This window comes from Pseudomonas sp. 4CAES_32.4, from assembly GCF_058136335.1.
Map to the genome: position 1 here is coordinate 1,552,983 of NZ_CM176882.1, position 26,299 is coordinate 1,579,281.

Annotated in this window: 29 protein-coding genes; 16 read left to right on the forward strand and 13 right to left on the reverse strand. The window is 58.8% G+C overall.

Annotated elements, in window-relative coordinates:
• Positions 1-91 precede the first annotated feature (91 nt).
• The 4 genes from AC3Y64_RS07005 (at position 92) to AC3Y64_RS07020 (ending at position 4,364) form a co-directional block, all read left to right on the forward strand.
• On the forward strand, positions 92-1,741 hold the full coding sequence (locus AC3Y64_RS07005) for a phosphoethanolamine transferase (RefSeq protein WP_489986919.1): 1,650 nt from the start codon (positions 92-94) through the stop codon (positions 1,739-1,741).
• A 161-nt stretch (positions 1,742-1,902) separates the two neighbouring features.
• Positions 1,903-3,036, forward strand: a complete 1,134-nt coding sequence (gene rnd / locus AC3Y64_RS07010) for a ribonuclease D (protein ID WP_489986920.1) — start codon at positions 1,903-1,905, stop codon at positions 3,034-3,036.
• On the forward strand, positions 3,033-3,326 hold the full coding sequence (locus tag AC3Y64_RS07015) for a YcgL domain-containing protein (protein WP_158954030.1): 294 nt from the start codon (positions 3,033-3,035) through the stop codon (positions 3,324-3,326). The genes rnd and AC3Y64_RS07015 overlap by 4 nt, the downstream gene beginning before the upstream one ends.
• Positions 3,327-3,431: 105 nt before the next feature.
• The gene (locus AC3Y64_RS07020) at positions 3,432-4,364 is read left to right on the forward strand and encodes a D-2-hydroxyacid dehydrogenase (protein WP_489986921.1); all 933 of its coding nucleotides are present in this window, start codon (positions 3,432-3,434) and stop codon (positions 4,362-4,364) included.
• Between the two features lie 141 nt (positions 4,365-4,505).
• On the opposite strand, the gene AC3Y64_RS07025 is transcribed toward AC3Y64_RS07020, so the two are convergent.
• Positions 4,506-5,099, reverse strand: coding sequence for a nitroreductase family protein (locus AC3Y64_RS07025; RefSeq protein WP_489986922.1), 594 nt, complete (start codon positions 5,097-5,099; stop codon positions 4,506-4,508).
• A 165-nt stretch (positions 5,100-5,264) separates the two neighbouring features.
• On the opposite strand from AC3Y64_RS07025, the gene AC3Y64_RS07030 reads away from it, so the two are divergent.
• Entirely contained in the window at positions 5,265-5,714 is a 450-nt protein-coding gene (locus AC3Y64_RS07030; RefSeq protein ID WP_489986923.1) for a YcgN family cysteine cluster protein, read from the forward strand.
• 35 nt (positions 5,715-5,749) lie between these two features.
• On the forward strand, positions 5,750-6,979 hold the full coding sequence (locus tag AC3Y64_RS07035; protein ID WP_489986924.1) for a hypothetical protein: 1,230 nt from the start codon (positions 5,750-5,752) through the stop codon (positions 6,977-6,979).
• 169 nt (positions 6,980-7,148) lie between these two features.
• Here AC3Y64_RS07035 and AC3Y64_RS07040 read toward each other — a convergent pair whose 3' ends face one another.
• The 4 genes from AC3Y64_RS07040 to AC3Y64_RS07055 form a co-directional block, all read right to left on the reverse strand.
• On the reverse strand, positions 7,149-7,526 hold the full coding sequence (locus AC3Y64_RS07040; protein WP_158954038.1) for a YgaP family membrane protein: 378 nt from the start codon (positions 7,524-7,526) through the stop codon (positions 7,149-7,151).
• An 81-nt stretch (positions 7,527-7,607) separates the two neighbouring features.
• Positions 7,608-8,078 (reverse strand): RNA methyltransferase, encoded by a 471-nt coding sequence (locus AC3Y64_RS07045; RefSeq protein ID WP_007911337.1) that lies wholly within the window; start codon positions 8,076-8,078, stop codon positions 7,608-7,610.
• A gap of 204 nt (positions 8,079-8,282) precedes the next feature.
• The gene (locus AC3Y64_RS07050) at positions 8,283-8,654 is read right to left on the reverse strand and encodes a YajD family HNH nuclease (RefSeq protein WP_003222612.1); all 372 of its coding nucleotides are present in this window, start codon (positions 8,652-8,654) and stop codon (positions 8,283-8,285) included.
• Positions 8,655-8,702: 48 nt separating this feature from the next.
• Positions 8,703-9,389, reverse strand: coding sequence for a spermidine synthase (locus tag AC3Y64_RS07055; RefSeq protein ID WP_489986925.1), 687 nt, complete (start codon positions 9,387-9,389; stop codon positions 8,703-8,705).
• A gap of 80 nt (positions 9,390-9,469) precedes the next feature.
• On the opposite strand from AC3Y64_RS07055, the gene AC3Y64_RS07060 reads away from it, so the two are divergent.
• Positions 9,470-9,754 carry a hypothetical protein gene (locus AC3Y64_RS07060; protein ID WP_489986926.1) on the forward strand — a complete coding sequence of 95 codons (285 nt, stop codon included), beginning with the start codon at positions 9,470-9,472 and terminating at the stop codon, positions 9,752-9,754.
• On the opposite strand, the gene AC3Y64_RS07065 is transcribed toward AC3Y64_RS07060, so the two are convergent.
• Together AC3Y64_RS07065 and AC3Y64_RS07070 are read right to left on the reverse strand one after the other, a co-directional pair.
• Positions 9,751-10,224 (reverse strand): cyclic nucleotide-binding domain-containing protein, encoded by a 474-nt coding sequence (locus AC3Y64_RS07065; protein WP_007911332.1) that lies wholly within the window; start codon positions 10,222-10,224, stop codon positions 9,751-9,753. The genes AC3Y64_RS07060 and AC3Y64_RS07065 overlap by 4 nt on opposite strands.
• Positions 10,225-10,429: 205 nt before the next feature.
• On the reverse strand, positions 10,430-12,484 hold the full coding sequence (locus AC3Y64_RS07070; protein ID WP_489986927.1) for a S9 family peptidase: 2,055 nt from the start codon (positions 12,482-12,484) through the stop codon (positions 10,430-10,432).
• A 226-nt stretch (positions 12,485-12,710) separates the two neighbouring features.
• Here AC3Y64_RS07070 and AC3Y64_RS07075 point away from each other — a divergent pair, with 226 nt between their 5' ends.
• From AC3Y64_RS07075 to AC3Y64_RS07085, 3 genes are read left to right on the forward strand one after another with little or no spacing between them, the layout of a single operon-like run.
• A complete protein-coding gene (locus tag AC3Y64_RS07075; protein WP_489986928.1) occupies positions 12,711-13,208 on the forward strand; it encodes an MFS transporter in 498 nt (165 codons plus the stop codon).
• Positions 13,209-13,223: 15 nt separating this feature from the next.
• Positions 13,224-14,000, forward strand: a complete 777-nt coding sequence (locus AC3Y64_RS07080) for a class II glutamine amidotransferase (protein ID WP_489986929.1) — start codon at positions 13,224-13,226, stop codon at positions 13,998-14,000.
• Between the two features lie 12 nt (positions 14,001-14,012).
• Positions 14,013-14,555, forward strand: coding sequence for a DUF2937 family protein (locus AC3Y64_RS07085; RefSeq protein WP_489986930.1), 543 nt, complete (start codon positions 14,013-14,015; stop codon positions 14,553-14,555).
• A gap of 122 nt (positions 14,556-14,677) precedes the next feature.
• Here AC3Y64_RS07085 and AC3Y64_RS07090 read toward each other — a convergent pair whose 3' ends face one another.
• Entirely contained in the window at positions 14,678-15,589 is a 912-nt protein-coding gene (locus tag AC3Y64_RS07090) for a LysR family transcriptional regulator (RefSeq protein ID WP_489986931.1), read from the reverse strand.
• Positions 15,590-15,748: 159 nt separating this feature from the next.
• Here AC3Y64_RS07090 and AC3Y64_RS07095 point away from each other — a divergent pair, with 159 nt between their 5' ends.
• The 4 genes from AC3Y64_RS07095 to AC3Y64_RS07110 all read left to right on the forward strand — a co-directional run bounded on the left by AC3Y64_RS07095 (position 15,749) and on the right by AC3Y64_RS07110 (position 19,470).
• Positions 15,749-17,035 (forward strand): MFS transporter, encoded by a 1,287-nt coding sequence (locus AC3Y64_RS07095; RefSeq protein WP_489986932.1) that lies wholly within the window; start codon positions 15,749-15,751, stop codon positions 17,033-17,035.
• Positions 17,036-17,096: 61 nt separating this feature from the next.
• Entirely contained in the window at positions 17,097-17,849 is a 753-nt protein-coding gene (locus tag AC3Y64_RS07100) for a 5-oxoprolinase subunit PxpA (protein WP_489986933.1), read from the forward strand.
• Positions 17,846-18,550, forward strand: coding sequence for a 5-oxoprolinase subunit PxpB (gene pxpB / locus AC3Y64_RS07105; protein WP_489986934.1), 705 nt, complete (start codon positions 17,846-17,848; stop codon positions 18,548-18,550). The genes AC3Y64_RS07100 and pxpB overlap by 4 nt, the downstream gene beginning before the upstream one ends.
• Positions 18,547-19,470: a 5-oxoprolinase subunit C family protein gene (locus tag AC3Y64_RS07110; RefSeq protein ID WP_489986935.1), complete on the forward strand. Its 924-nt coding sequence runs from the start codon at positions 18,547-18,549 to the stop codon at positions 19,468-19,470. The genes pxpB and AC3Y64_RS07110 overlap by 4 nt, the downstream gene beginning before the upstream one ends.
• A 117-nt stretch (positions 19,471-19,587) precedes the next feature.
• Here AC3Y64_RS07110 and AC3Y64_RS07115 read toward each other — a convergent pair whose 3' ends face one another.
• The 3 genes from AC3Y64_RS07115 to AC3Y64_RS07125 all read right to left on the reverse strand — a co-directional run bounded on the left by AC3Y64_RS07115 (position 19,588) and on the right by AC3Y64_RS07125 (position 23,142).
• Complete coding sequence (locus tag AC3Y64_RS07115; protein ID WP_489986936.1) at positions 19,588-20,766, reverse strand: vWA domain-containing protein; 1,179 nt, start codon at positions 20,764-20,766, stop codon at positions 19,588-19,590.
• 12 nt (positions 20,767-20,778) lie between these two features.
• Positions 20,779-21,624 carry an AAA family ATPase gene (locus AC3Y64_RS07120; RefSeq protein WP_025110627.1) on the reverse strand — a complete coding sequence of 282 codons (846 nt, stop codon included), beginning with the start codon at positions 21,622-21,624 and terminating at the stop codon, positions 20,779-20,781.
• 441 nt (positions 21,625-22,065) lie between these two features.
• On the reverse strand, positions 22,066-23,142 hold the full coding sequence (locus AC3Y64_RS07125) for a DUF748 domain-containing protein (protein ID WP_489986937.1): 1,077 nt from the start codon (positions 23,140-23,142) through the stop codon (positions 22,066-22,068).
• Positions 23,143-23,270: 128 nt separating this feature from the next.
• Here AC3Y64_RS07125 and cysK point away from each other — a divergent pair, with 128 nt between their 5' ends.
• Positions 23,271-24,245: a cysteine synthase A gene (gene cysK / locus AC3Y64_RS07130; protein WP_489986938.1), complete on the forward strand. Its 975-nt coding sequence runs from the start codon at positions 23,271-23,273 to the stop codon at positions 24,243-24,245.
• A gap of 186 nt (positions 24,246-24,431) precedes the next feature.
• Entirely contained in the window at positions 24,432-25,370 is a 939-nt protein-coding gene (locus AC3Y64_RS07135; protein ID WP_489986939.1) for an aspartyl/asparaginyl beta-hydroxylase domain-containing protein, read from the forward strand.
• Positions 25,371-25,427: 57 nt separating this feature from the next.
• On the opposite strand, the gene AC3Y64_RS07140 is transcribed toward AC3Y64_RS07135, so the two are convergent.
• Positions 25,428-25,625: a hypothetical protein gene (locus tag AC3Y64_RS07140; protein ID WP_489986940.1), complete on the reverse strand. Its 198-nt coding sequence runs from the start codon at positions 25,623-25,625 to the stop codon at positions 25,428-25,430.
• The gene (locus tag AC3Y64_RS07145) at positions 25,622-26,128 is read right to left on the reverse strand and encodes a hypothetical protein (RefSeq protein WP_489986941.1); all 507 of its coding nucleotides are present in this window, start codon (positions 26,126-26,128) and stop codon (positions 25,622-25,624) included. Before AC3Y64_RS07145 ends, AC3Y64_RS07140 begins: the two co-directional genes overlap by 4 nt.
• Positions 26,129-26,299: the final 171 nt, after the last annotated feature.

Here is a 26,299-nt window from a genome sequence, read left to right on the forward strand (position 1 = left end):
TAAAGTTTGTCATGCCTTAGTTAATGATTTTTTCACAAACGAAATTTTCATAATTGCCCAAGGTTGTTCTCTTCAGGAATTGCCCTTCTCTATGTTGAAGTTAAAAGCCGTGCGCCCGGAATGGGTGACGTTGATTGCCAGCGCCTTTCTTTTGATCGGCTTCAATGTCGTGCTCTGGCAGCACCTGTTCGACATCACCGCTGCCGATGGCAACCGCATTGCCATGCGCGTTGCTTTCGCGGTGATGATCTTTGCGGCTTTCAACATGGTGCTGACGTTTCTGGCGTTCCGTCCGCTGCTTAAACCGGTCTTGATGCTGATATTCATGATCAGCGCCGGCGTGGCTTATTTCATGAGCCAATATGGCGTGATGATTGATGCGGGGATGTTTCGTAACTTTGCCGAAACCAATGCGACGGAAGTCCGCGATCTGCTGTCGTTAAAGTTGTTTGCTTATATTTTATTGTTAGGTGTTTTGCCGTCATTGTTGCTTTGGAAGATGCCGGTCAACTACCGCCGCTGGCACCGCGAGTTGTTCAGTAAAGTTATCGTGAGTGTGGCGTCGGCAGCGGTGATTGGCGGTGTGGCATTGGCCAACTATCAAGGCCTGTCTTCATTGTTTCGTAATCACCATGAAATTCGTTTGATGTTGGTGCCGAGCAATTACATCGGCGCCTCGGTCGGTTACCTGCGTGAGCAAGTGGTCTCGGCCCAGCAACCCTTCATCAAGATTGGTGAAGACGCACTGCGCAATCCCGATGTGCAACTCCAACCACGCAAATCCCTGACCGTCTTAGTGGTGGGCGAAAGTGCCCGCGCCGAGAACTTCGGCATCCTCGGTTATGACCGTGATACCACGCCGCAACTCGACAAGGAGACGGGGTTGATCGCTTTTACCGACGTGCACTCCTGCGGCACGGAAACCGCCGTGTCGGTGCCATGCATGTTCTCCAACATGGGTCGCAAGAATTACGACGCCAGCAAGGCGAAGAACGAAGAAGGTCTGCTGGATGTACTCAAACGTGCAGGTATTGACGTGATTTGGCGCGACAACCAATCCGGCTGCAAAGGCACTTGCGATCGCGTCACGCTGCAAGATGTCAGTAATTTGAAAGACCCGACGCTGTGCGCCAACAGCGAGTGTCGCGACGAAATTCTTTTGCAGGGTTTGCAAAGCTTTATCGATCACCTGGACAAGGACACCGTGCTGGTTCTGCACCAGATGGGCAGTCACGGCCCGGAATACTTCAAGCGCTATCCCAAGGAGTACGAGCACTTCACGCCGGTTTGTGAAAGTAATGCACTGAACAATTGCAGCCGCGAAAGTATCGTCAACGGCTACGACAACACGCTGGTCTACACCGACCATGTGCTGTCGAGCCTGATTGATGTCTTGCGCAATAATCAGGACAAAGTCGATACCGCGATGTTGTATCTGTCGGACCACGGCGAGTCGCTGGGCGAGTACAACCTGTTCCTGCATGGCACGCCTTACATGATGGCGCCGGAGCAACAAAAGCATGTAGCGATGCTGGCGTGGTTCTCTGACAGCTATCAGAAGTCCTACTCGGTCGATACCCATTGCCTGCAAATGAGCCGTGACAAACCGCTGAGTCAGGACAACCTGTTCCACTCGATGCTTGGTCTGCTGGAGGTCAAAAGTTCGGTGTATCAACCGGATCTCGACATGTTTGCCGGTTGCCGAGGGGCGGTGATCGACGGCGTGCTGGCCAAAGAGTGACCGTCACCCTGCTGTAGGAGCGCATGACAGGCCTGTCTGTTTCTGCTGTCAGACTATTCTTTCTCTCTGGCAGGACATTTCGTTACAGCTCTTGCCCTTCGCAGGCGCGTAAATCGCCGGTGGCGATATATACTGCGCGCCATTCTTCAAGGGAGAGCCGTGTGGCCATCGATATTCACTGGATTCGCGACAACGAAAGCCTCGCGCAGTTTTGCGCCGAGTGGCAGCAGCTGCCGTTCGTTGCCCTCGACACCGAATTCATGCGGGTCGACACCTTCTACCCGATTGCCGGCCTGTTGCAGGTGGGCGACGGCAAACGCGCCTACCTGATCGATCCGCTGACCATCAACGCCTGGCAGCCATTGGCCGCGTTGCTGGAAAACCCGGCGGTGCTCAAAGTCCTGCACGCCTGCAGCGAAGACCTCGAAGTGTTGTTGCGCCTGACCGGCAGCCTGCCGGCGCCGCTGTTTGACACGCAACTGGCGGCCGCCTACCTCAACCTCGGTTTCTCGATGGGCTATTCGCGGCTGGTACAAAATGTACTCGGCATCGAATTGCCGAAGGGCGAAACCCGTTCCGACTGGTTGCAGCGACCGTTATCGGAGACGCAAATCAGCTACGCCGCTGAAGATGCCGTGCATCTGGCGGAAGTTTTCGTACAGCTGCGTCCGAAACTGTCCGACGACAAATTCGCCTGGGTGCTGGAGGACGGCGCCGAGCTGGTCGCCAACCTGCGCCGCGAAACCGATCCGTACGAGGTTTACCGCGAGGCCAAACTGGCGTGGAAACTCTCCCGTGCGCAACTCGCAGTCTTGCGTGAACTGTGCGCCTGGCGTGAAACCGAAGCCCGCGCCCGCGATCTGCCGCGCAACCGTATCGTTCGCGAACATTCGCTGTGGCCGTTGGCCCGCACGCAACCAGACAACATTGCTGCACTGGGTAAAATCGAAGACATGCACCCGCGTACCGTGCGTCAGGACGGCCAGTTTTTGCTTGATCTGATCAAGCGCTCTGGCAGTGTGGGGCCTGACCAATGGCCGCCTGCCGTGCCGGAGCCGCTGCCGATCGAAGCCGCCACGTTGATCAAACAACTGCGCGCCCTCGGTCAGGCCGAAGCTGAGCGCCTCGACATCGCGCCGGAGCTGATGCTGCGCAAGAAAACCCTCGAAGCCCTGGTCAAAAGCGGCTACCCCGAGGGTCCTTACCAATTGCCTGAGTCGTTGCGTGGCTGGCGCCGCGAACTCATGGGTCAGAAGCTGCTCGACAGCCTGGCCACCGCCGGAGAACAGCCTTGAAACGTATTTGCTCCATCTATCAAAGCTCCAAGCGCAGCGGCATGTATCTCTACGTGCTCAAAAGTGATGCGCTTGAACGCGTGCCGGAAGCGCTGATGCTGGCCTTCGGCAAACCAAAGCATTCGTTCGATCTGGTGCTCTCGCCCGAGCGCAAACTGGCCAGCGAAGATATCGTCCTGGTGCTGGAAAATCTCGACAAGCAGGGCTATCACCTGCAAATGCCGCCGGCCGAGGACGAGTACATCGAGCACTTGCCCGAAGAATTGCTGCGACGCAACGATCCGGTCTGATCTGCGAGGCCCTGTTCTGGGCCTTGGTTAACCCTGAAACTGTTTTTACCGCGATGGCCGCCCTGAATCCGGCGGCCTTCTGCACGGTTTGCGAAAGGTTTGAAGATGCGCGTTCTGATTGCCGAACACGACCACGCGATATACGCCCGACTGCTGCGTCAGGCAGCGCCGGAACTCGAAGTGCTGACCAGTGGCGACTCTGCCGAACTGGCCCGTCAGGCGACTGACTGCCCGGTATGGCTGGGGCAACCGGATCTGCTGGCGACCCTGCTGCGTCAGGGCCATCAACCGCAATGGCTGCAATCGACCTGGGCCGGCATCACGCCGCTGCTCGCCGATGGTTTACGTCGCGATTACCGCTTGACCCGCGCGGTAGGGATCTTCGGCCAGGTCATGGCTGAATACGTCCTCACTTACATCCTCGGCCACGAGCGTGAAGTGCTGGCGCGGCTGGTCAGCCAGGTCGAGCGCAAATGGGACAACCGCACCGGCCAGAGCCTGGTCGGGCGCAAGGTGTTGATCGTCGGCACCGGTGACATCGGCCAGAGCGTGGCGCAATTCCTGCGACCGTTCGGCGTCGAGTTGTACGGCATCGCCAGCAGCGCCCGCGAGCAGGCGCCGTTTGTCGAAGTCGGTTCGATGGCGGATTTGCCACGGCTGGTCGGCGAGGTCGATTACGTGGTCAATTTGCTGCCTAACACGGAGCACACCCACGATATCTACGACGCGGCGTTGTTCAAGCAATTCAAGCCGACCGGGTTGTTCATCAATGCCGGGCGCGGTGTCGCAGTGGTGGATGCGGATCTGGTCGAGGCGCTGAAGGAAGGGCATCTGGCGGGTGCGGTGATTGACGTTTGCCGTCAGGAACCGTTGCCGCAACGTCATCCGTTCTGGACAGCGTGGGGCTTGCTGCTGACCGGACACAGCTCGGCGCCGACTTCACCGGCGTTGATGGTGCAGCTGTTTGTCGAGAACCTGAAGGCGTATCAAGCGGGTGAAGCGTTGCGCGGGGAAGTGGATTTCAATCGCGGCTATTGATTCACCACTCACCTGAATGCAGCACAAAAACTGTGGGAGCCAGCCCTGCTGGCGATGGCGGCGTGTCAGTCGACATCATTGGTGTCTGACACGCCGCCATCGCTAGCAGGGCTAGCTCCCACAGTGGTTTTGCGCATTGGCTTAGAGGGTGAAATCGCCTTCTGCCGCCAGTTCGCTCAGCGGACGGCGCGGGCTCGGCTCTTCGCGGGCTTGCAGGTATTCAGCCAGGGTCGCCTTGTCGCCCAGTTTGCCGACAGCGACGGCCGCATGCAGCGCATAACCTTCAGGAATGTTCAGCTCCTTGCGGGTCAAATCCTGATCGAAACCGGCCATGCCGTGGGTGTGCCAGCCGCTGATGCTCGCCTGCAGCGCCAAGTGGCCCCACGCCGAACCGGTATCAAACGTGTGCCACAGCGCCGGCGTTTCTTCGCTGGCACCCGGTGCGGTGAAGGTGGTTTTCGAAATCACGATCACCAGCGCCGACGCATGCTGCGCCCAGCTGCGGTTGAATTCATTGAGCAGGCCCAAGTAACGCTCCCAGTTCGGCGTATCGCGACGCGCGTAGAGGAAACGCCACGGCTGCGAGTTGTATGCCGACGGTGCCCAACGCGCGGCTTCGAAGAAGCTCAGCAGGGTTTCCTCCGGAATCGCTTCGCCGGTGAAGGCGCGTGGCGACCAACGGTCGGTGAACTGCGGGTGAATGGCGTAATCGGCAACGCGAGGGTTGGCACTCATCAAGAGATTCCTGGCTATGGTTGAGTAGTGAATTCGAGGCAAAACCCTACTTGGCGGCGATTGGGCTGACAAGCGCGATTTACCGGCAGTCGCTAGCGCTTGGCCCGCCGCGCCTTGGGCACTAGACTGGCGGCCTTTTCACCACCTGATGTTGATGCTTGAGCCATGGTCGCCAAAGTCGAACCGTTCTGGATACGCAAAACCCTCGATCAACTGGATCACGAGGAATGGGAATCGCTGTGCGACGGCTGTGGTCTGTGCTGCCTGCAGAAACTCGAGGATGAAGAGGACAACAGCGTTTATTACACGCGCATCGCTTGCAAGCTGTTGGACCTGAAAACCTGTCAGTGCAGTGATTACCCGAATCGCCTCAAGTTTGTCCCGGACTGCATCCAGCTCACCCCGGGCCAGGCCGAAGAGTTCAAATGGTTGCCGCCGACCTGCGGTTATCGACTGGTCAGCGAGGGCAAGGACCTGCCGTTGTGGCACCACTTGGTCTGCGGTGATCGCGACGCTGTGCACCATGAGCGGATCTCCCAATCCGGGCGCATGCTCGCCGAGGGCAGCGTGCCGGAAGATGACTGGGAAGATCATCTGATTTTCCGCGCAGGCTAAACACCTGCGCACGCAAGCTTTACCAAGGAGTGTGTATGGCTGTCGGATTGCAGCGGGCATTGATGATTGCGCTGCTGGCGCTGAGCGCGCCGGCTTGGGCGGCGAAGAAAGTCGATCTGGATTATCACGTGCGTTTGTTGCCGCAGAGCGATCAGGCTGAAGTGCGCCTGACCCTGGCCAAAGGCGAAGCGGTGCGCAGTCTTGATTTCGACCTCGGTGACGGCAGTCATTACAGCGACTTCAAGGCTGACGGCCAGTGGCTACTGACCCCGGGCAAAAACGCACGGGGCATCTGGCGCCCGATCAGTGACAAGGCCAGCCTGACCTATCGCGTACGCATCAGTCACGGTCGCAAGAACGGCAGCTTCGACACGCGCATGACCCCGAATTGGGCGTTGATGCGGGGTGACGAATTGGTGCCGCCGGCCAAACTCGATCAGCAGGACGGCATCGAACTGGTCGCACGCCTGCAATTCGAATTGCCCGATGGCTGGAAAAGCGTCGAAACCGCCTGGCCACGCATCGGCAAGAACAAATTCCGCATCGACAATCCCTCGCGGCTGTTCGACCGGCCGACTGGGTGGATGCTCGCCGGCCACCTCGGCAGCCGCCGCACGCGTTTGGGCGAAACCGAAGTCACCGTGGCCTCGCCGCAAGGGCAGGGCATGCGCCGCATGGATGTGCTGACCTTGCTGACCTTTGTCTGGCCACAGCTGCAGGCGGTTTATCCGCGCCATCCGGCCAAGCTGCTGATTGTCGGCGCCAGCGACCCGATGTGGCGAGGCAGCCTCGGCGCGCATGAATCGATCTTCGTGAATGCGCGTTTGCCGCTGGTCAGCGAAAGCGGCAGCAGTGCGCTGGTGCGCGAGCTGGCGCAGGTGTTCGGGCGGATCAACGACGAGCAGCGCAGCGACTGGATCAGCGAAGGCTTTGCCGAGTATTACGCTATCGAGTTGGTGCGTCGTGCCGGCGGCATGAGCGATGAGCGCTATCAGGCGTTGCAGGCAAAGCTGGCCAAGGACAGCCAGAAAGTCACGACCTTGCGCGGCGCACAGATCAGCCCCGCGCAGGTTTCAAAAGCGGTCGTTTTGCTGCAGGAACTGGATCGCGAGATTCGTTTGAAGACGCGAAACAAGCGTTCGCTGGATGATGTGTTGCGGGGTGCGATGCATCTTGGGACGGTGAGTACCAAGGCGTTTGTGCAACTGGCCGAGAGTGTTCTGGGCGAGTCCTCCAAGGTCCTCGATAGCGCGTTACTTCAGTGACACCGCTTTCGCTGGCAAGCCAGCTCCCACAGTGTTTTGGGTTGGGCACAAAATCAGTGCGCAACCCATAAGCCGATTTGGGGCTGGGCAAAAATTCTGTGGTCTCCACAGAACCTGTGGGAGCTGGCTTGCCAGCGATGAGGCCGTCAGCCCCATCGCAAATCTCGGATCAAACCCCGGCTTTCGGCGATTTCACAGAATCATTGCCGGTCACCGTCGCGGTGCTGGTCGCCGCCTCGGCATTCGCCTTCAGCTTGCTCAATTCTTCCCCGGCCCGTTCGATCTTCGCGCGCACATTGTTCATGTCCTGACGACTCTTCTCGATCAGGCTTTTCATCGAGCTGTGCCCGGTGATTCCGCGAGCCATGGCCACGCCACCAATCGCCACCTGAATCAAACCGAACACACCGCCACGGCGCAGGCCTTTGCCGACCATGATCACGCCACCGGCCAATGAGCCAATGCGCTCCCAGCCTTCGACGTTTTGCTCGGGGTGGCTCTGGAACGGGGTGGATTCGATACGCTCGACGCGTTTGAGCTCGGTCATGATCTTTCTCCAGGCAATGAGTAATGGATAAACAAGCTGACTGCCAGAGCGGTCAGCTTGTTCCATCGGATGTGCGACGCTTCAGCGGAATTTTGGCCCGGAGCGGGTGTTCAGGCCCTTGGCCATGCGGTCGTAAAGCACGACGTTGACCGTGGCAGCGAGGTTCATGCAGCCGGTGGTCGGGATGTACACGACGTCTTCGCACCAGTCGCGAATTTCTTTATCCAGCGAGCCATCTTCCGGGCCGAAGATGTACAGAGCGCGATCGGGGTGGGTGTATTCCGGCAGCGGGCGGGCGCCCTCGACCAGTTCCACGGCGACCGGCACACAGTTGAGCGGGAGGATCTTTTTCAGATCATCGATGCCGATCAGCGGAATGTCGTAATGCACGCGTTTGGTGTCGGTGACGAAGTCGGCGGCGCGTTCATAACGCTTGCCGGTGTAGAACACCGACGCCACGCCGTAGCAGCCTGCGGCGCGCATCACCGAACCGACGTTCTCCGGTGACTTGGGGTTATACAAACCAATGCAGCTGTACCGTTTGTCTGCCACGAGCGGGGTGCCTTCGGGAAAAGAGGGCGATTATACGGGGATTGGGGCAGGGGTGGCAGGTTCGAGATCTGCGGTGTCTGCTCTGGCCCTATCGCTGGCAAGCCAGCTCCCACAGTGATTTGGATCGCTCAACAAACTTTCTGTGCACCAGGATACCTGTGGGAGCTGGCTTGCCAGCGATGAGGGCAGTTCAGGCAATGAAGATCAGTCTTCTTTCTTCATGAGGCCGGCCAGGGCAGCAAATGGATTATGCGTTGCCTTGGCGATCTTCGGCGTGCTCAGCGAGCCGTCACCGAAATACTGCTGGTCGGTATAACGCGAGTGTTCATTGTCGTGGCAGTACAGGCACAGCAGCTCCCAGTTCGAGCCGTCCTGCGGGTTGTTGTCGTGGTTATGGTCGCGGTGGTGCACGGTCAGTTCGCTCAGGCGCTTGCCGGAGAACTCACGGGCGCAGCGGCCACAGACGTGCGGGTACATCTTCAGGGCCTTGTCGCGGTAGCCCATTTCCTTGTCGCGCTGGTTGTCGGCGAGGATGCGATCCAGCTTCGACGTGTTGGTTGGCGTGGACGAACTCATGGGTTCACCTTTGTAAAAGACTAATGACGGTTATGCGCAGAGTTTAGCTCAGCCCTTGAGCTTCTCGGCAATCCAGATCGTGTGGCGCGTGCCCTTGTTGCCGTGGGCGAAGACCTGGACCTCTTCGGCCTTGAAACCGGCCTTCTTCAATTTGTCGGAAAACAGCCGATCGGCGCTGGCCGACCATACGGCGAGCACGCCTTTCGGACGCAACGCTTTGGCGCAGGCATTCAGACCAGCGGCGGAATACAACCAGCTGTTGGCCTTCTGCGTCAGACCTTCAGGGCCATTGTCGACATCAAGCATGATCGCGTCGAAGCCGTTCGGCTCGCTTTGCAGCACCTTGGCCACGTCTTCCTGACGGATCACCGTGCGCGGGTCGAGCAGCGGGCGACCGGACTTTTCCCCGAGCGGGCCACGGTTCCATTCAACAACGCCGGGCACCAGTTCCGCGACCACCACTTCGGCGCCTTTGCCCAGATGCTTGAGCGCGGAGGCGAGGGTGAAGCCCATGCCCAATCCACCGATCAGCACCCGCGAATCCGGCCGGCCAGCGACCTTGCGGCAAGGAATTTCCGCCAGTGCGTCTTCGGAGCCGTGCATGCGCGTGTTCATCAGTTGCCCGCCGTCGCCGCCCTGGATTTTGATGACGAAATCCTCGCCATACTCGAACAGGCACAGGGCACCGCCACTTTCAGGGATCGGGGTGGTGTCGAGCAGAACGAAACGTTTCATGGAAATCTCTACAAGGGGGAAGGCAAGCAGGCCCGTTGGGAGTAGCCTGAGCGCAGACTAGAGGCCAAACGGAGCCCTTGATGAAGCGCACCATTCTAACGGTCATTGCCCTGGCCGCGCTCTCGATTACTGCAGTGCAGGCGCAACAGACGATTCCGGTCAGCCCGGCGCCGCAACCTGGCTCGCCCGGCACCGCAACACCGACGCCGTACCCGCAGATCACGCCGATCAACATTCCCAAGTCGGGAGGTGGCAGTGGCAGCCCGCCGCTGGTGCCGATCGAGATGCCCAGCCCGCCGGTCAAGGATCAACCGGTTCCGGGCATAGAGCCGAACGGCACCAAGGCGAAATCCCCCGGCGGTTAAACCTGCTGCGCTGCCAGTTGACCGTCGGCCATGCGCAGGCGTTTCGACAAGGAGACGGCGAGGGCGCGGATGATCTTCGCGGCGATCTTCGGCGCGTCGTTGAGCATTTTTTCCAGTGAATCCTTGCCGAGGTTGAGCAACTGGCAATTGCTCGCGGCGATGCAGGTGGCCGAGCGGCGCTCACCATCGAGCACGGCCATTTCACCGAAGGCGCGACCGCTGCGCAGGGTGGCCATGGTGATCACCTGACCATCGGGCCCGGTTTTCTGCACGGCGACCTGACCGGTGTGAATGATGCACATGAAACTGCCGGCATCGCCCTCACGGAAAATCGCCTCGCCCTCAGCAACGGTGCTGATGCTGAAATAGCCGGAAGCGGCCGCAAAGTCGGCCAGCTGCAATTGATCGAACAGGCCACAGTCCATCAGCCAGTCGCGGATTTCGTTGTTCAGGAAGGTCGGTTCTGACATGTCGGTGCGGTCTTTTCTTGTTGTCTCGGTATCAAGTTCTACCCGATCCAATGTAGGAGTGAGCCTGCTCGCGATAGCAGTGTGTCATTCAAATCACTTCTGACTGATACACCGCTATCGCGAGCAGGCTCACTCCTACAGGGGATCTGTGGTGGTATCGGCCACCGGGGTCTGCAATTAAGACCCAAGTGACCGACGGAGTTCCTCAGGCCAGGCCCAAAACCTTGAAAACAAATGCGTATTCGAGCGCTACGTCACGTAATCCCTGATAACGCCCGCTCATCCCGCCATGCCCGGCGCCCAATTCAGTCTTGAGCAGCAGGACGTTGTCGTCGGTTTTGGTTGCGCGCAGCTTCGCCACCCACTTCGCGGCTTCCCAATATTGCACGCGGCTGTCGTTGTAGCCGGCGATGACCAGCGTCGGCGGATAATCCTGCGCACTGACGTTTTCGTACGGCGCATACGCCTTGATCCGTTCGTAAACGTCGGGCTCTTCAGGATTGCCCCACTCGTCGTATTCGGTGACGGTCAGCGGCAGTTCCGGGTCGAGCATGGTGTTAAGGACGTCGACGAACGGCACTTCGGCAATCGCGACGCCAAACAGATCCGGGCGCTGGTTCAACACGGCGCCAATCAACAAACCACCGGCACTGCCACCGCTGATCGCCAGTTTTTCCGCCGTGGTGATGCCGTTGAGGATCAGAAACTCGGCGCAGGCAATGAAGTCGCTGAAGGTGTTGTGCTTGTGTTCCTGCTTGCCGGCGCGATACCAGGCCTCGCCCAGCTCACCGCCGCCACGGACGTGGGCAATGGCGAAGGCCATACCGCGATCGAGAAGGCTCAGGCGCGCGTGAGAGAACCACGGATCCAGACTGGAGCCATAAGCACCGTAGCCGTATAGATACAGCGGCACTGGCTTGCCGAGCATTTCGCGTTTCATCACCAGGCTGATCGGCACTTGGGTGCCGTCCGGCGCGGTCGCCCACAGGCGCTGGCTGACGTAAGCGTCGGCGTCGAACGGGCCGAGCACCGGGGTTTCCTTGAGCACAGTCTGCTCGCCGCCAGCGAGGATCAATTGGCGCACTTGCGCCGGGCGATTCAAGGCTTCATAGCGCAGACGAATGCGGTCGCTCTCGAATTCCAGGCTGTTTTGCACGTAGAGGCTGTAGGCCGCGTCCGGCAATTGCACGCGATACGGCGCCAAGCCTTGTGGGTGCACTTCGATGATCGGCAGGCCACCTTCGCGCAGGCTCAGGGTCATGGCCTCGGTGTTGAGGCTGACGCCATCGAGCATCACCGTGTCGCTGTGCGGGATCAGGTTCTGCCAGTCGGCTTCGGTCGGCGCAGTCCCTGTGTCCGGCGCTTGATACAACGCGTAGTTGATCCCGTCGCGATTGGTGCGGATAAACCACGTCCACACACCATCGAGCAGGCCGTGATCGACATCGTATTCGTGGTCTTCGACGCGCGGCGCCAGGCAAGTGAACGGCAGATGCGGCTGATTGGCGTCGAGCGCCCAGACTTCACTGGTGGTCTTGCTGCCCAGCGACAGCAGCAATTGCTGCTCGGAACTGGAGCGATAGCAATGCAGGAAGAAACGGCCGTCCGGCTCGTTGAATACTTCTTCCGCCGCGGTGCCGTCGAGGCGATAGCGGAACAGTTTGTGTGGGCGGTGCGTGTCGTCGAGTACGCCGAAAAACAGGGTCAGGCTGTCGTTGGCCCAGGTCATGCTGCCGTCGCAGTCCTCGAATTCCAGTTCGCTGACTTTGTCGTTGGACAGTTCCTTGACGAACAGCGTGTAGATCTCATCCCCCGCCGCGTCGACGCTGTAGGCCAGACGCTGGTGGTCGGGGCTGATACTGAAGGCGCCCAGCGAGAAGAAGCCGCCATTGGCCAGCACATTCGGGTCGAGCAGCAATTGCTCGCGGCTTTCATCGAGGGTCAGGCTGTCGTCCGCCGGGCGCGGGCAGCGGTAGTGCCGGGCGTATTCGTCGCCTGCGGTCGTGCGGGTGTAATACAGATACGGGCCCCATGGCGACGGCAGGGACAGGTCGGTTTCCAGAATCCGGCCCTTGATCTCTTCGAACAGGGTTTCGCGCAGTTCGGCCTGATCGGCGGTTTGCGCTTCCTGGTAAGCGTTTTCTGCCTTGAGGTAATCGAGCACCGCATCGGTGTCGCGCTCCTGCAGCCAGGCATACGGGTCGGCACCGGCAGCCTTGCGGGCAATCGGGGCACTGATGGCGTTGGCGGATTGGGGCATGGAAGGCTCTCGGACAATGTACGGAATAGGGGTTTTCGCGGATCTGGCTATCACTGCAACCTCTGTAGGAGTGAGCCTGCTCGCGATGAGGCCGGCAGCTTCAACATCAATGTCGTCTGGCAGTCCGTCATCGCGAGCAGGCTCACTCCTACAGGTCGTGTGTCTATTGGGACAAGCCGGGCGGGCGAAAAGTCGTTACTATAAGCGCCTCTTTGCCTGCCTTGCCATGGACACCATGACCGAGAACGACTATCTGATCGCCTGGGGCCTCTACGCCTTTGCCGCTGTGGGCTGCCTGTTGGTATGGATGCGCCTGACTACCTGGATGTGGCGCTGGTTGCGCGAGCCACTGCGTGTGCTGATGGCGGTGTTGCTGTTCAGCCCGACCATCATTGACCCGGTGAAAGCCAAGGTTGCGCCGTCCATCGCCATCACTGCGCTGGACTTGGCGTTCAAGGTCGGCAACAACGCCTGGCGGGCGGTCTCCGATCTGTTCATGTACGGCATGATCGCCTTCGGCATCTACCTGATCTTTATCTTGATCCGCTTCCCGATCGAACGGGCTTCCCGTGCGCGCCGCGAACAGGCCGAAGCCGCCAAAGCTGCAGCCCGCGCCGATGATCGCGACGACGATCAGCCATTCGGCGGTGCCGGCGATGACCGTTACGGTCGCCCACCGGTGCCAAGCAATCCGCAGCGCATGCGGGTCGAGCCGCGTTTGTAACCCGAGAGTCCGCACATGTGTGAATTACTGGGCATGAGTGCCAACGTGCCGACCGATATCGTGTTCAGCTTCACCGGCCTGATGCAGCGCGGCGGACGTACTGGCCCGCACCGCGACGGCTGGGGCATCGCGTTTTATGAAGGGCGTGGCTTGCGTCTGTTTCAGGATCCTGCCGCCAGTTGTGAGTCGGAAGTCGCCAATCTGGTGCAGCGTTATCCAATCAAGAGCGAAGTGGTCATCGGCCACATTCGTCAGGCCAACGTCGGCAAGGTCTGCCTGTCCAACACCCACCCGTTCGTCCGAGAACTGTGGGGGCGCAACTGGTGCTTCGCGCACAACGGCCAGCTCGCCGACTTCACCTCGATCAAAAGTTTCTACCGCCCGGTCGGCGATACCGACAGCGAAGCGGCGTTCTGCGATTTGCTCAACCGCGTGCGTGCAGCCTTTCCGGAACCGGTCGAAGTAGAAGAGCTGCTGCCGGATCTGGTCGCAGCCTGCGCCGAATATCGCAGCAAAGGCGTGTTCAACTGCCTGCTCAGCGATGGCGACTGGCTGTTCTGCTATTGCTCGACCAAACTCGCACAGATCACCCGGCGCGCACCGTTCGGCCCGGCGCGGCTCAAGGACGTCGATGTGATCGTCGATTTCCAGGCCGAAACCACGCCCAACGACGTGGTGACGGTGATCGCCACCGAACCGTTGACCGAAAACGAAACCTGGACCCGCTATGAACCGGGCCAATGGAGCCTGTGGCGACGCGGCGAATGCGTAAGCCAAGGCAAGACCGAATAAGGATTGCACCCCATGTTGCTCAGTTATCTACGGCTGGTGTTGTTTGCGGCGGGCCTGTTGATCGGTGTCCAGGTGCCTGGGTTCATCAACGATTACGCGAAACGGGTCGAGGCGCATCTGATCGAAGCGCAGACCGGTTTGCGCGGCTTTCAGGGCACTGCCGATCAGTTTTTCAAGGGCGATATGCAGGCGCTGGTGGCGCATTACCGTGCCAGTGAGGATCCGATTTTTCGCAGCGATGCCGACAGTCTGAACACCTTGCTTACACGTCAGCTTGCGCTGGATAAACAGTTCCAGGCGATGCAGGGCCCTTGGTACATCCGCTTCCTGCAAGTGGTGCTGGCAGCCGATCCGGATATCCGCAAGGAAACCTGGAACGGCTACAGCTATCAGATTCTGCTGACCCCGGAGGCGATGATCTGGGGCATGAGCGGCGCTTTGTTGCTGTCGTTCGGGATCGAATGCCTGTTCCGCCTGATCGACTGGGTGGTGCTCGGCGGCAAGCGTTTGCGCCAGAGCCGGCCGATTGAAGACCGCGACGTGCGCGGCCTCTAAGATCAGCGCAGGATGATCGTTCCCACGCTCTGCGTGGGAATGCCTCAACGGACGCTCCGCGTTCGGCTCTCGAGGGACGCGGAGCGTCCCGGGCTGCATTCCCACGCGGAGCGTAGGAACGATCAACTTAAAGCCATATAGTCCTTGCCCACCTTCTGCGCATACCCCGCCAACACCTGCTGACACAACGTCACAATCTCTTCGACCCATTCCACGCCGACCCGCCACGACACCACCACCTGCAAATTCGGTGGCCGCTGATCAATGGCCAACAGCGTCAGTTCCCCTCGCGCCAATTCCTCAGCCACCAACACCGGCGGCAACACACCAACACCAAATCCATCGCGCAACAACCGCGTGATCGCCGACACCGAATTCACGCAATTCAAGCGCGGCGCCAACACACCGTTGGCCTGCATCAACGCCAGCAGATCCTGATGCGGCCGGGAGTTTTTCGAGTAGGTGATGATGCGTTCCTGCGCCAGTTCAGCGAGGTCAGCATAGTCGCGGTTGTAGATCGAATTGCTGGCGACGATCCAGCCCAGCGGATGGCTGGCCAGTTCCAGACTGCGCACGCTTTCATGGCGCACCAGATCGGTTTGCAGAACGATGTCGAGAAAGCCTTTTTGCAGCTGATCGCAGAGGTTCAGCGAGGTATCTGCCACCAGCTCGATTTCCACCCGTGGATAAAGGTCGGTCATCTGCGCCACCAAAGGGCTCAGCCAGGTGTGAATCACCGTGTCCATCACGCCGATGCGCACGCGGCCAACTTTGCTTGAACGGGTCTCGATCGACTGCTTGAGCGCCGACATGGTGTCGAGCATCTGTTCGGCGTATTCCAGCACTTTGAGACCTTCGGGCGTCAGGCTGACACCGCGCGAATCACGCAGAAACAGCTTCACCCCCAGCTCGCCTTCCAGCACCGCAATGCGGCTGGAGATCGACGCCTGGGTGGTGAACAGCTTGTCGGCGGTCAGGCGAAAACTCTTCAGGCGGGCGACCCAGACAAAGGTCTCGAGAAACTTCAGGTTCATGGGCAAGGCTCGGGTGACAAATTTTTCTTATGGCTAAGGCGGGTTTTTATTCGTTGGACGCGACAGGGCCGCGCGACGAAAAATCGACGCATCCGGTCCCCACGATAGGCGTCGTCGGGGCTACGAACAAGACCAATAAAAAACCTGCGGAGATAAGCCATGAGTGCTCCCGACACCCTTGAAGCATCCCCGGCAACGGCACGTCCGGGGCCGTTCGACTGGTATCGCAACATCAACCAGCAGGAGCGCCGTACGTTCTGGAGCTGCAAAATCGGCTACGGTCTGGACGGCATGGACACGCAGATGCTCAGCTTCGTCGTGCCGACGCTGATTGCGATGTGGGGCATCACCACGGGCGAGGCCGGGCTGATTCACACCAGCACCTTGATCGCTTCAGCAATTGGCGGCTGGGTTGCCGGGATTCTCTCCGACCGCATCGGTCGCGTCCGCACCCTGCAACTCACCGTGCTGTGGTTCGCCTTCTTCACCTTCCTCTGCGGCTTCGCGCAAAACTACGAACAACTGCTGATCGCCCGCACCTTGATGGGCTTCGGTTTCGGCGGCGAGTGGACCGCCGGTGCGGTGCTGATCGGCGAGGTGATCCGCGCCAAGGACCGTGGCAAAGCGGTGGGCATGGTGCAATCCGGGTGGGCGCTGGGTTGGGGGCTGACGGCGATTCTGTATGCGCTGCTGTTCTCGGTATTGCCGCCGGAAGATGCCTGGCGCGCGCTGTTCATTCTCGGCATCGTGCCGGCGATTTTCGTGATTTTCGTCCGTCGATTGGTGAAAGATCCGGAGATCTATCGCGAGGCCAAGGCTCAGCAGACGCCGGAGAATCAATCGAAGTTTTACGAGATATTTGCGCCTGGCATGCTTTTCACCACGTTCCGCGCTTCACTGCTGACCACCGGCGCCTTGGGCGGCTATTACGCAATCACTTCGTGGCTGCCGACCTTTCTCAAGAATGAGCGCGGCTTGAGCGTGCTCGGCACTGGCGGGTATCTGGCGATGGTGATTGTCGGCTCCTACATCGGCTACGTGATCAGCGCCTACCTGACCGATCTGCTCGGGCGGAAAAAGAACTTCATCCTGTTCGCGGTCGGCTCGTTCACCATCGTTCTGCTGTATACGCAACTGCCGGTCAGCAATGGCGTGATGCTGTGGCTGGGCTTCCCGCTGGGCTTCTTCGCCTCGGGGATCTTCAGCGGCATGGGCGCGTTTCTGACTGAGCTGTTTCCTACACGCATTCGCGGTTCGGGGCAGGGCTTTTGCTACAACATCGGTCGGGCACTGGCGGCATTGTTTCCACTGCTGATCGGCTTGCTCAGCCAGAAAGTACCGTTGAGCGTCGGCATCGGCGCCTTTGCGGCGGTGTCTTACGGCGTGGTGATTATCGCGGCGTTGAGCTTGCCGGAAACCCGTGGCAAGCAACTCGATGCGCAGTAACTGATAACCTGCGTTGCAAAGTCCTACAGATAAAAAGACAAGCCCTACAGGAGTGTTCACCGTGAGCCGCCTGCTATTGAATTGCGACATCGGCGAGAGCTTCGGCAACTGGACCATGGGTCTGGATGCGGAAGTCATGCCCTTCATCGATTGCGCCAACGTCGCCTGCGGCTTCCATGCCGGCGACCCGAGCATCATGCGCAAGACCGTCAGCCTGGCCTTGAGCCACGGCGTACAGATTGGTGCACACCCGGCCTATCAGGATCTGGTCGGCTTCGGTCGCCGCTCCATGGCGTATTCGGCGCAAGAGCTGCAAGACATCCTGCATTACCAGATCGGCGCCCTCGACGGCATTTGCAAGGCGCAGGGCGGGCGCGTCAGTTATGTCAAACCTCATGGCGCGATGTACAACGACATGATGGCCAACCCGGCGCAATTGCGTGCGGTGATCCAGGCTGTAGCCGCTTACGACCGCAGCTTGCCGCTGATGCTGATGGCCACTCGCGACAATTCTGCCGCGCAGCAAATCGGCGATGAGTATGGCGTGACCCTGTGGTTCGAAGCCTTTGCCGACCGCGCGTACGACAGCGCTGGCAGACTGGTTTCGCGGCAACTGCCGGGCGCGGTGCATCACGATCCCGAGATCATCATCGAGCAAGCACTGACCATCGCCCGTGGCGACAACCTGACCGCCAATGACGGCAGCGCCTTGCACCTGCAAGCCAATACCCTCTGTGTGCACGGCGACAACGCCAGTTCGGTGGCCGCCGTGCAACGCATTCGCCACGCCTTGAATCAGCAGAGCGCCCCATGAACCCAAGGATTGAAGTGGTGGCACTGGATTGCCTGATGCTGCGTCTGTTCGATGAAATCGCCGAAGCCAATATGCCGTGGATGCTCGCCGCCAGTGAGCGTTTGCGTGCGGTGTTCGGTGGGCAACTGATCGATCTGGTGCCGTCGTACACGACGTTGATGGTGCATTACGATTTAGCAATTCTGAGCCCGAATCAGGCGCGGGAATTGATTGCTGAGGCGCTGATTGATCTGTCGCCAAATGCACAATCCGCCGGGCAATGTCATGTGCTGCCGGTCTGGTATGACCTCAGCGTCGGACCCGAACTGAGCTTGCTGGCCCAGCGCAGTGGGCTGGCGGTGGAGGAGGTGATTCGTCGCCACAGCGGACGTGAATATCAGGTATTCGCCCTCGGTTTCGCGCCCGGTTTTGCCTTCATGGGCTTGGTCGAAGAAGTTCTTGCGGCGCCGCGCTTGAACACCCCACGCAAGAAAGTCGCCGCTGGCAGCGTCGGGATTGCTGAACGGCAAACCGCTGCGTATCCCGTGGTATCTCCCGGCGGCTGGAATCTGATCGGCCGCACCCCGGCCAAATTGTTCGACCGCAACCGCGATGGCTACAGCCTGATGCAACCCGGCGATACGGTGCGCTTCGAAGCGATCAGTCACGCCGAGTTCGTCAATCTGGGCGGCGACGACACGCCATTGGAGGCGCAGGCATGAGCCGACTGACGATTGAAGCGAGTACGCCGCTGTGCCTGTTGCAGGATGCCGGACGATTCGGCGTGCGGCATCTGGGCGTGACCCAGGGCGGTGCGGCGGATTGGTGTTCGATGAGTTGGGCCAATTGGTTGCTGGGCAATGGGCTGGATGTGCCTGTCGTCGAAATCACCCACGGTGGGTTTGCTGTGGTAGCTGACGAGGATTGCTTGCTGGCGTTGACCGGGGCGGATCTCGGTGCGCAGGTCGACGGTCAGCCACTGGCGCCGTGGTGCAGTTTCAAGTTGGGCAGAGGGCAAAAACTGCAGTTCACGCAGCCATTACTTGGGGCTCGGGCCTATCTGGCGGCGCCCGGTGGCTTTGCGGCGCCGAAGGTGCTGGGCAGTAGCGCCACGGTGGTGCGTGAAGAACTCGGCGGGCTTGATGGCATGGGCTTGCCGTTGGCCAAGGGTTCGACGTTGAGTTATCACGGCGAATCGCTGTTGGTGCGGGAAGTGCCATTGGCGCTGCGCCCGGATTTGAAATCGCCTTTACCTCTGGATCTGGTGCTTGGCGCGCAGATCGGCCAGTTCAGCGGGCAGAGCGTGTTTGATGTGTTCAACAGTGCCTGGACGCTGGACAGTCGTGCGGATCGCATGGGGATTCGTTTGCTGGGCAAGGCGTTGGAATATCAGGGCCAGCCGATGATTTCCGAGGGGATTCCGTTGGGCGCGGTGCAGGTGCCGCCGGACGGGCAGCCGATTGTGTTGCTCAATGATCGGCAGACAATTGGCGGGTATCCGCGACTGGGGGCGTTGACGCCGCTGGCGCTGGCGCGGTTGGCGCAGTGTCTGCCGGGGGCGCAGGTGCGGTTGCGGCCGGTGGTGCAAGATGTCGCGCATCGTGAGCACATCAAATATCTGCAGCGCTTCAGAAATAGCTAAAAGCATCGCGGGCAAGCCCGCTCCCACAGTGTCCGAGTTGTACACGAAATTTATGTACACCACCGATACCTGTTGGAGCGGGCTTGCCCGCGATGGCGTCAGTACAGACGCAGCAGATCACTTGGACAAAAACCGCATCCCTTCTTCCAGCCCACGCAACGTCAATGGATACATCTGATCCTCGATCAAATCCCGCACGATATTGGTCGACGAGGTATACCCCCAGGTATCTTTCGGATACGGGTTAATCCAGATGAGCTTCTTGTACTTCTCCATGAACCGCTGCATCCACACATAACCCGGCTCTTCGTTCCAGTGTTCGACGCTGCCGCCGGCCTGGGTGATTTCATAGGGCGCCATGGCGGCGTCACCGATGAAAATCACTTTGTAATCGGCGCCGTACTTGTGCAGCAGATCCTGCGTTGAAGTGCGCTCCGAAGTGCGGCGCATGTTGTTCTTCCACACCGATTCATACACGAAGTTGTGGAAGTAGAAGTACTCCAGATGCTTGAACTCGGTCTTGCAGGCCGAGAACAGCTCTTCACAGATCTTCACGTGCGCGTCCATCGAGCCGCCGATGTCGAACAGCAACAACAGCTTCACCGTGTTGCGTCGCTCGGGACGCATCTGGATATTCAGCAGCCCGGCGTCCTTGGCGGTGTGGTCGATGGTGCCGTCGATGTCGAGTTCTTCTGCTGCACCTTGGCGGGCGAATTTACGCAGGCGACGCAGTGCAACTTTGATGTTGCGCGTACCCAGTTCCACCGAGTCATCGAGGTTCTTGTACTCGCGTTGATCCCAGACTTTCACCGCTTTGCCCTGGCGCTTGCCAGCGTCGCCAACCCGAATGCCTTCCGGGTTGAATCCACCGGAGCCAAACGGACTGGTGCCGCCGGTGCCAATCCATTTGTTGCCGCCGGCGTGGCGTTCCTTCTGTTCTTCGAGGCGTTTCTTGAACTCTTCGATCAGCTTGTCCAGACCGCCAAGGGACTGGATTTGCGCGCGTTCCTCGTCACTCAGCGAACGCTCGAATTCCTTGCGCAACCAGTCTTCGGGAATCAGCGCCTGCAAGTGATCGTCGAGCTTCTCGAGGCCATTGAAGTAGGCGCCGAACGCGCGGTCGAACTTGTCGAAATGGCGTTCGTCCTTCACCAGAATTGCCCGCGACAAGTAGTAGAACTCGTCCATGTCGGCGAAGGTCACGCGCTGTTTCAGTGCGTTGTTCAGGTCGAGCAACTCGCGCACCGACACCGGCACCTTGGCTGCACGCATTTCATTGAACAGGTTGAGCAACATGGCATCAGCCTCTTAGCGAGAACCGCGACGGCTCATGAACGCCAGACGCTCAAGCAGTTGCACGTCTTGTTCGTTCTTCACCAGAGCACCGGCCAGTGGCGGAATAGCCTTGGTCGGATCGCGTTCGCGCAGCACCGCTTCGCCGATGTTGTCGGCCATCAGCAGCTTCAGCCAGTCGACCAGCTCCGAAGTCGACGGCTTCTTCTTCAGGCCCGGCACCTTGCGCACGTCGAAGAACACGTCTAGCGCTTCGCTGACCAGATCTTTCTTGATGTCCGGGTAGTGCACGTCGACGATTTTCTGCAGGGTGGTGCGGTCGGGGAAGGCGATGTAATGGAAGAAGCAACGGCGCAGGAAGGCGTCCGGCAGCTCTTTCTCGTTGTTGGAGGTAATGATGATGATCGGGCGTTTTTTTGCCTTGATGGTCTCGTCGATCTCGTAAACGTAGAACTCCATCTTGTCGAGTTCTTGCAGCAGGTCGTTAGGGAATTCGATGTCGGCCTTATCGATCTCGTCGATCAGCAGAATAACCCGCTCTTCAGACTCGAAGGCCTCCCAGAGCTTGCCCTTCTTCAGGTAGTTGCGCACGTCGTGGACTTTTTCGTTGCCCAGTTGCGAGTCGCGCAAACGGCTGACCGCATCGTACTCGTACAGGCCCTGATGCGCCTTGGTGGTGGACTTGATGTGCCAGGTGATCAGCTTGGCGCCGAACGACTCGGCCAGTTGCTCGGCGAGCATGGTCTTACCGGTGCCCGGCTCGCCCTTGACCAGCAGCGGCCGCTCCAGGGTGATGGCGGCGTTGACCGCCAGCTTCAGGTCATCGGTGGCGACGTAGGCCTGGGTGCCTTCGAACTTCATCTGCTAATCCTCGAACGGTAACGCCGACCTGAACGGGCAGGGCGGGGGCGAAATAATCGGATGCCCGACTATAACGCGCAGGCCGGTCGACTGTGAACGCAGACGGCTTATTCAGTCTCTGAATGGGGCGTCACATGTTGACTCAGTCTTGGCGTATGGCCAGTATTTTTAGCTGATTGATTCGGCGATAGCCTCTGTGGACACGTCAGTACCTGCGGCAAAACTTTCTATAGCCTGGAAGATTGATCCCGCTCCGTTGTGAAGCATGTCCCACTTCGCCCATTTGGAGGCGCTAAAAGTTGTTACCTATGAAACGACCACGCTTATCAGCAGTTACTGCACATCCAGATTGCCTATTGTCACTGACTTTTATCAATGGCCAGCAAGTGACGGTTGACCTGAGTCGAGACATGTATCGGGATGCATTTTTACCTCCAGACCCTAACCTGCATCCGGCTTGGGCCGCTCATACCGCGCACTGAATGCCTGTACGAAACCATTGCGCAAAATCTGCAAAAACGCTTCGAACGCGCTGATATTTTGCTGGTGGACGTTGCCGCTGAGTTCGACCTTGGTGGCGAACTGGTTTTTTGCCTGGTTCTTCAGCACGGTTTCAGTGCCACCAACCAACGCCTCCCAGACTGAGCGGAAGATGCTTTTGTTTTTGTTTTCCACGTCCTGTTGCCAGTTGAACACTTCGACGTCGCGCAGTAGCGGTTTGATGTAACCGTTGACTTGGGCTTTCTTGGCTTTGGCTTCGATGACGACATCACCGTGGCCGGCATTGAAGTCGAATTTGCCGTAGGCCGAAGCGAAGTCGTTCATGCTTTTGAGTTCGATATCTTTGGCACGCAGGCGGAATTCGAAGTCTTCGAAATTGCTCAGAGGATCGAATGTCGCCGTGGTTTCCAGCGGTGCGTGGCCGAGCAGCAGGGCTTTGCCTTCAAAGCGGGCATCACGCTTGCCTTCTTTGTCGACGACGTTTGTCAGGTTGTAGATGCTCGCGTCGACGTTGGTGGCGTTCATGTTGACCGGCGGTTTTGAGTTGAAGTTGCGGAAACTGATCTTGCCGTCATTGATCTGCACCTCGTCGAGGGTGATGGGCAGCAACTTGCCCAGCTGTTCGCGCCAGTCGGTGCCTTGACCGGTTTGGGAGTTCTGCTTGTTGGCACCGCCGTCGACGAAGTTCACTTCAGGTTTGACGAACTTCACTTGTGCGACCACCGCGTGGTCGTACCACAGCGAGTGCCAGCTGACGGCCAGATCTATGAGCGGTGCGTTGACGAACGGCACCGGTACTTTGCCGTCGACCTTGACGATTTTCAGGCCGTTGATTTTGTAGGCCCCGCGCCACAGGGCCAGATCGACGTCAGTGATCTGGCCACGGTAGTCACCCATGTCCGCAAGCTTGCCATTCAGGTAGTCGCGCACCATGTAGGGCAGGGCGATGTGCAAGGCGATCAGCAGCACAACAACTCCCGCGAGGGTCCACAACGGCCAACTGTAGCGACGCTTCATGGCGGTAATTCCCAAACGATGTAAAGCGATTGACTGTCAGCGACCACAGACGTTCGACCCGACTGGACTGCGATGGGCAACAGGCTTACCTTGGAAGGCTGAATTCAACGCTGCATAAGGACCCAGCCATGAGCCGCATTTTCGCTGACAACGCCCATTCCATCGGTAATACGCCGCTGGTGCAGATCAACCGCATTGCGCCGCGTGGCGTGACCATCCTGGCCAAGATTGAAGGGCGCAATCCCGGTTATTCAGTCAAGTGCCGTATCGGCGCGAACATGATCTGGGACGCCGAAAGCAACGGCAAACTCAAACCGGGCATGACCATCGTTGAGCCAACCTCGGGCAACACCGGCATCGGCCTGGCGTTCGTTGCAGCCGCGCGTGGCTACAAATTGATGCTGACGATGCCGGCGTCTATGAGCATCGAACGGCGTAAGGTCCTCAAGGCGTTGGGCGCCGAACTGGTGTTGACCGAGCCGGCGAAAGGCATGAAAGGCGCTATCGAGAAAGCTGCCGAGATCGTCGCCAGCGATGCCGAAAAATACTTCATGCCGGCGCAGTTCGATAACCCGGCAAACCCGGCCATACATGAAAAAACCACCGGCCCGGAAATCTGGAACGATACCGATGGTGCGGTCGATGTACTGGTAGCGGGCGTCGGCACGGGCGGAACCATCACCGGCGTTTCGCGGTATATCAAGAATACTCAGGGCAAACCGATTCTGTCGGTGGCTGTTGAACCGGTGTCCTCGCCCGTCATCACCCAGGCTTTGGCCGGCGAAGAGATCAAGCCAAGTCCGCACAAGATCCAGGGGATCGGCGCCGGTTTCGTCCCAAAAAACCTCGACCTGTCGATGGTTGACCGGGTCGAGCAGGTCACCGATGAAGAATCCAAAGCCATGGCCCTGCGCTTGATGCAGGAAGAAGGGATTCTCTGCGGTATCTCCTGCGGTGCTGCAATGGCTGTTGCGGTGCGCTTGGCGGAAACTCCGGAGATGCAGGGCAAGACCATTGTGGTGATTCTGCCGGACTCGGGTGAGCGTTATCTGTCGAGCATGCTGTTCAGTGACCTGTTCACCGAACAGGAGAATCAGCAGTAAATCCATTTGATTCAGGTCAGCCAAGGTTCAGGATCGTTATGTTAATAAATGCTTTGTTGCGCAATTCTTAACGCTGAATCTTGGGTTGAGCGGGTTTTTCCCGAGGCCGGTAGTGTTTATCATGGCCGGCTGCCATGCAGGGTAAATGGGCATTGCGCAGCGTTGTCTTTATTCAAGGAGTTGTTGATGACCGTTTCGTTTGCCGCCAAGGCGTTTGTGCTGTTGCTGTTTCTGGGCAGCACGCTCTATGTGCATTTGCGCGGCAAGGCGCGATTGCCGGTACTGCGTCAGTTCGTCAACCACTCGGCGTTGTTCGCCCCGTACAACGCCTTGATGTACCTGTTCTCCGGCGTGCCGTCCAAGCCGTACCTGGATCGCAGCAAGTTTCCGGAACTGGATGTGCTGCGCGATAACTGGGAAACCATTCGCGACGAAGCCATGCACTTGTTCGATGAGGGCTACATCCGCGCCGCTGAAAAGAATAACGATGCCGGGTTCGGTTCGTTCTTCAAAAAGGGCTGGAAGCGTTTCTACCTCAAGTGGTACGACAAACCGCTGCCGTCGGCTGAAACCCTGTGCCCGAAAACCGTGGCGCTGGTCAGTGCCATCCCCAATGTCAAAGGCGCGATGTTTGCCCTGCTGCCGGGTGGCAGTCACCTCAACCCGCACCGTGACCCGTTCGCCGGCTCCCTGCGTTATCACCTTGGCCTCTCGACGCCGAACTCCGACGACTGCCGGATTTTCGTCGACGGCCAGGTTTACGCCTGGCGTGATGGCGAAGACGTGATGTTCGACGAGACCTACGTGCACTGGGTCAAGAACGAAACCGAAAAGACCCGGGTGATCCTGTTCTGCGACGTCGAGCGTCCACTGCGAAACCGTCTGATGACGCGCATCAACCGCTCGATCAGCGGCTGGCTCGGCCGTGCAACCGCACCGCAGAACCTCGACGACGAACGTGTCGGCGGCATCAATCAGGCCTACGCCTGGAGCAAGAATTTCAGCGACAAGTTCAGCGGCGTGGTCAAACAGTGGAAACGCCGTCATCCGAAAGCCTACCGCGTGATGCGGCCGGTGCTGGCGGTGGTGGTGTTGACGTTGTTGGGGTATTGGCTGTTTGGTTGAGGCTGGATCAGGTCATAAAAAACCGCTCTTTGTGAGCGGTTTTTTATTGCCTGCGAATCAGCGCCGTCCAGCGAGAACGTTGGGTTCGTCTTCGATGCCTGTAATCAATAGCTGAAGAAAACGCTGCTGATTGGCTGATAGTTCGGAGGAGATAAGCTTTTCGTCAGTTTTGATTGATCTTTTCTTAGTGGGGGATTTTTTCACAGTTTTACGCATGCTCCCGCCCTCGTTGATCATTAATTGAACAGGTTTCACGATACTTTACTCTCCACTGCGAGGACAAGGCGGCCTTCAAAATCAAATTTGAAGCCGAGTTTTGTATAAACAGGAATTGCTCCTGGTATCGGTTCCTGCACTTCAATGCACTTACTGCCGATTATTTGCGCAAACTCATCTATGGCCACCATCGACAAAAGCGCAATACGCTTTTTAAGCGGGTGAGGCACTCCGGGCCGCCCCTCCAATCGTACGATTCGAATTCGCTGGCGGCTTTTGTTCGGGTTGACAAAACACAGCCCGCACAGCTGTTCTTCAAACCAGATCGCGATATCCAGGGACAAAGGTTCTCGTGACTTCCATTCGGCAATCTCTCGCCAGCAAAAATACGGATCATCCCAAAGCTCAAACGCACCTAGCGCTTTGGCATCGATAGGTTCAAAGCATACTTTCGACAACTCCTGTCCCGCTGGTAGCTGCAACAGAGCAGTGGCGATGCTTGCCTGCTTCCTGGCCAGCGACCGATACAACTGATACCGCAAATACGTCCGTTCCCTTGGCATGTGATTTCGAGCATTCCATGTCTCCCCATCGATAGGTGTTGCGGTTGCTCTACAGCCTATTCAGCAGTCATCCATTCGTCGCTACTGGCCCTTTGTCCAAATCATTGCAATCCATGTCCCCCGCTGGTTATAGTCGGCGCTCGTGAGTCG

Bases quoted from the DNA above. Each gene is read 5' to 3' on its own strand.
- AC3Y64_RS07070 (WP_489986927.1), bottom strand. From the start codon at position 12,484: ATGCCCCAATCCGCCAACGCCATCAGTGCCCCGATTGCCCGCAAGGCT.
- AC3Y64_RS07030 (WP_489986923.1), top strand. From the start codon at position 5,265: ATGGTCGCCAAAGTCGAACCGTTCTGGATACGCAAAACCCTCGATCAA.
- AC3Y64_RS07075 (WP_489986928.1), top strand. From the start codon at position 12,711: ATGGACACCATGACCGAGAACGACTATCTGATCGCCTGGGGCCTCTAC.
- AC3Y64_RS07110 (WP_489986935.1), top strand. From the start codon at position 18,547: ATGAGCCGACTGACGATTGAAGCGAGTACGCCGCTGTGCCTGTTGCAG.
- AC3Y64_RS07040 (WP_158954038.1), bottom strand. From the start codon at position 7,526: ATGACCGAGCTCAAACGCGTCGAGCGTATCGAATCCACCCCGTTCCAG.
- AC3Y64_RS07055 (WP_489986925.1), bottom strand. From the start codon at position 9,389: ATGAAACGTTTCGTTCTGCTCGACACCACCCCGATCCCTGAAAGTGGC.
- AC3Y64_RS07120 (WP_025110627.1), bottom strand. From the start codon at position 21,624: ATGAAGTTCGAAGGCACCCAGGCCTACGTCGCCACCGATGACCTGAAG.
- AC3Y64_RS07125 (WP_489986937.1), bottom strand. From the start codon at position 23,142: ATGAAGCGTCGCTACAGTTGGCCGTTGTGGACCCTCGCGGGAGTTGTT.
- AC3Y64_RS07050 (WP_003222612.1), bottom strand. From the start codon at position 8,654: ATGAGTTCGTCCACGCCAACCAACACGTCGAAGCTGGATCGCATCCTC.
- AC3Y64_RS07060 (WP_489986926.1), top strand. From the start codon at position 9,470: ATGAAGCGCACCATTCTAACGGTCATTGCCCTGGCCGCGCTCTCGATT.
- cysK (WP_489986938.1), top strand. From the start codon at position 23,271: ATGAGCCGCATTTTCGCTGACAACGCCCATTCCATCGGTAATACGCCG.
- AC3Y64_RS07020 (WP_489986921.1), top strand. From the start codon at position 3,432: ATGCGCGTTCTGATTGCCGAACACGACCACGCGATATACGCCCGACTG.
- AC3Y64_RS07065 (WP_007911332.1), bottom strand. From the start codon at position 10,224: ATGTCAGAACCGACCTTCCTGAACAACGAAATCCGCGACTGGCTGATG.
- pxpB (WP_489986934.1), top strand. From the start codon at position 17,846: ATGAACCCAAGGATTGAAGTGGTGGCACTGGATTGCCTGATGCTGCGT.
- AC3Y64_RS07090 (WP_489986931.1), bottom strand. From the start codon at position 15,589: ATGAACCTGAAGTTTCTCGAGACCTTTGTCTGGGTCGCCCGCCTGAAG.
- AC3Y64_RS07085 (WP_489986930.1), top strand. From the start codon at position 14,013: ATGTTGCTCAGTTATCTACGGCTGGTGTTGTTTGCGGCGGGCCTGTTG.
- AC3Y64_RS07080 (WP_489986929.1), top strand. From the start codon at position 13,224: ATGTGTGAATTACTGGGCATGAGTGCCAACGTGCCGACCGATATCGTG.
- AC3Y64_RS07095 (WP_489986932.1), top strand. From the start codon at position 15,749: ATGAGTGCTCCCGACACCCTTGAAGCATCCCCGGCAACGGCACGTCCG.
- AC3Y64_RS07005 (WP_489986919.1), top strand. From the start codon at position 92: ATGTTGAAGTTAAAAGCCGTGCGCCCGGAATGGGTGACGTTGATTGCC.
- AC3Y64_RS07025 (WP_489986922.1), bottom strand. From the start codon at position 5,099: ATGAGTGCCAACCCTCGCGTTGCCGATTACGCCATTCACCCGCAGTTC.
- AC3Y64_RS07135 (WP_489986939.1), top strand. From the start codon at position 24,432: ATGACCGTTTCGTTTGCCGCCAAGGCGTTTGTGCTGTTGCTGTTTCTG.
- AC3Y64_RS07115 (WP_489986936.1), bottom strand. From the start codon at position 20,766: ATGTTGCTCAACCTGTTCAATGAAATGCGTGCAGCCAAGGTGCCGGTG.
- AC3Y64_RS07035 (WP_489986924.1), top strand. From the start codon at position 5,750: ATGGCTGTCGGATTGCAGCGGGCATTGATGATTGCGCTGCTGGCGCTG.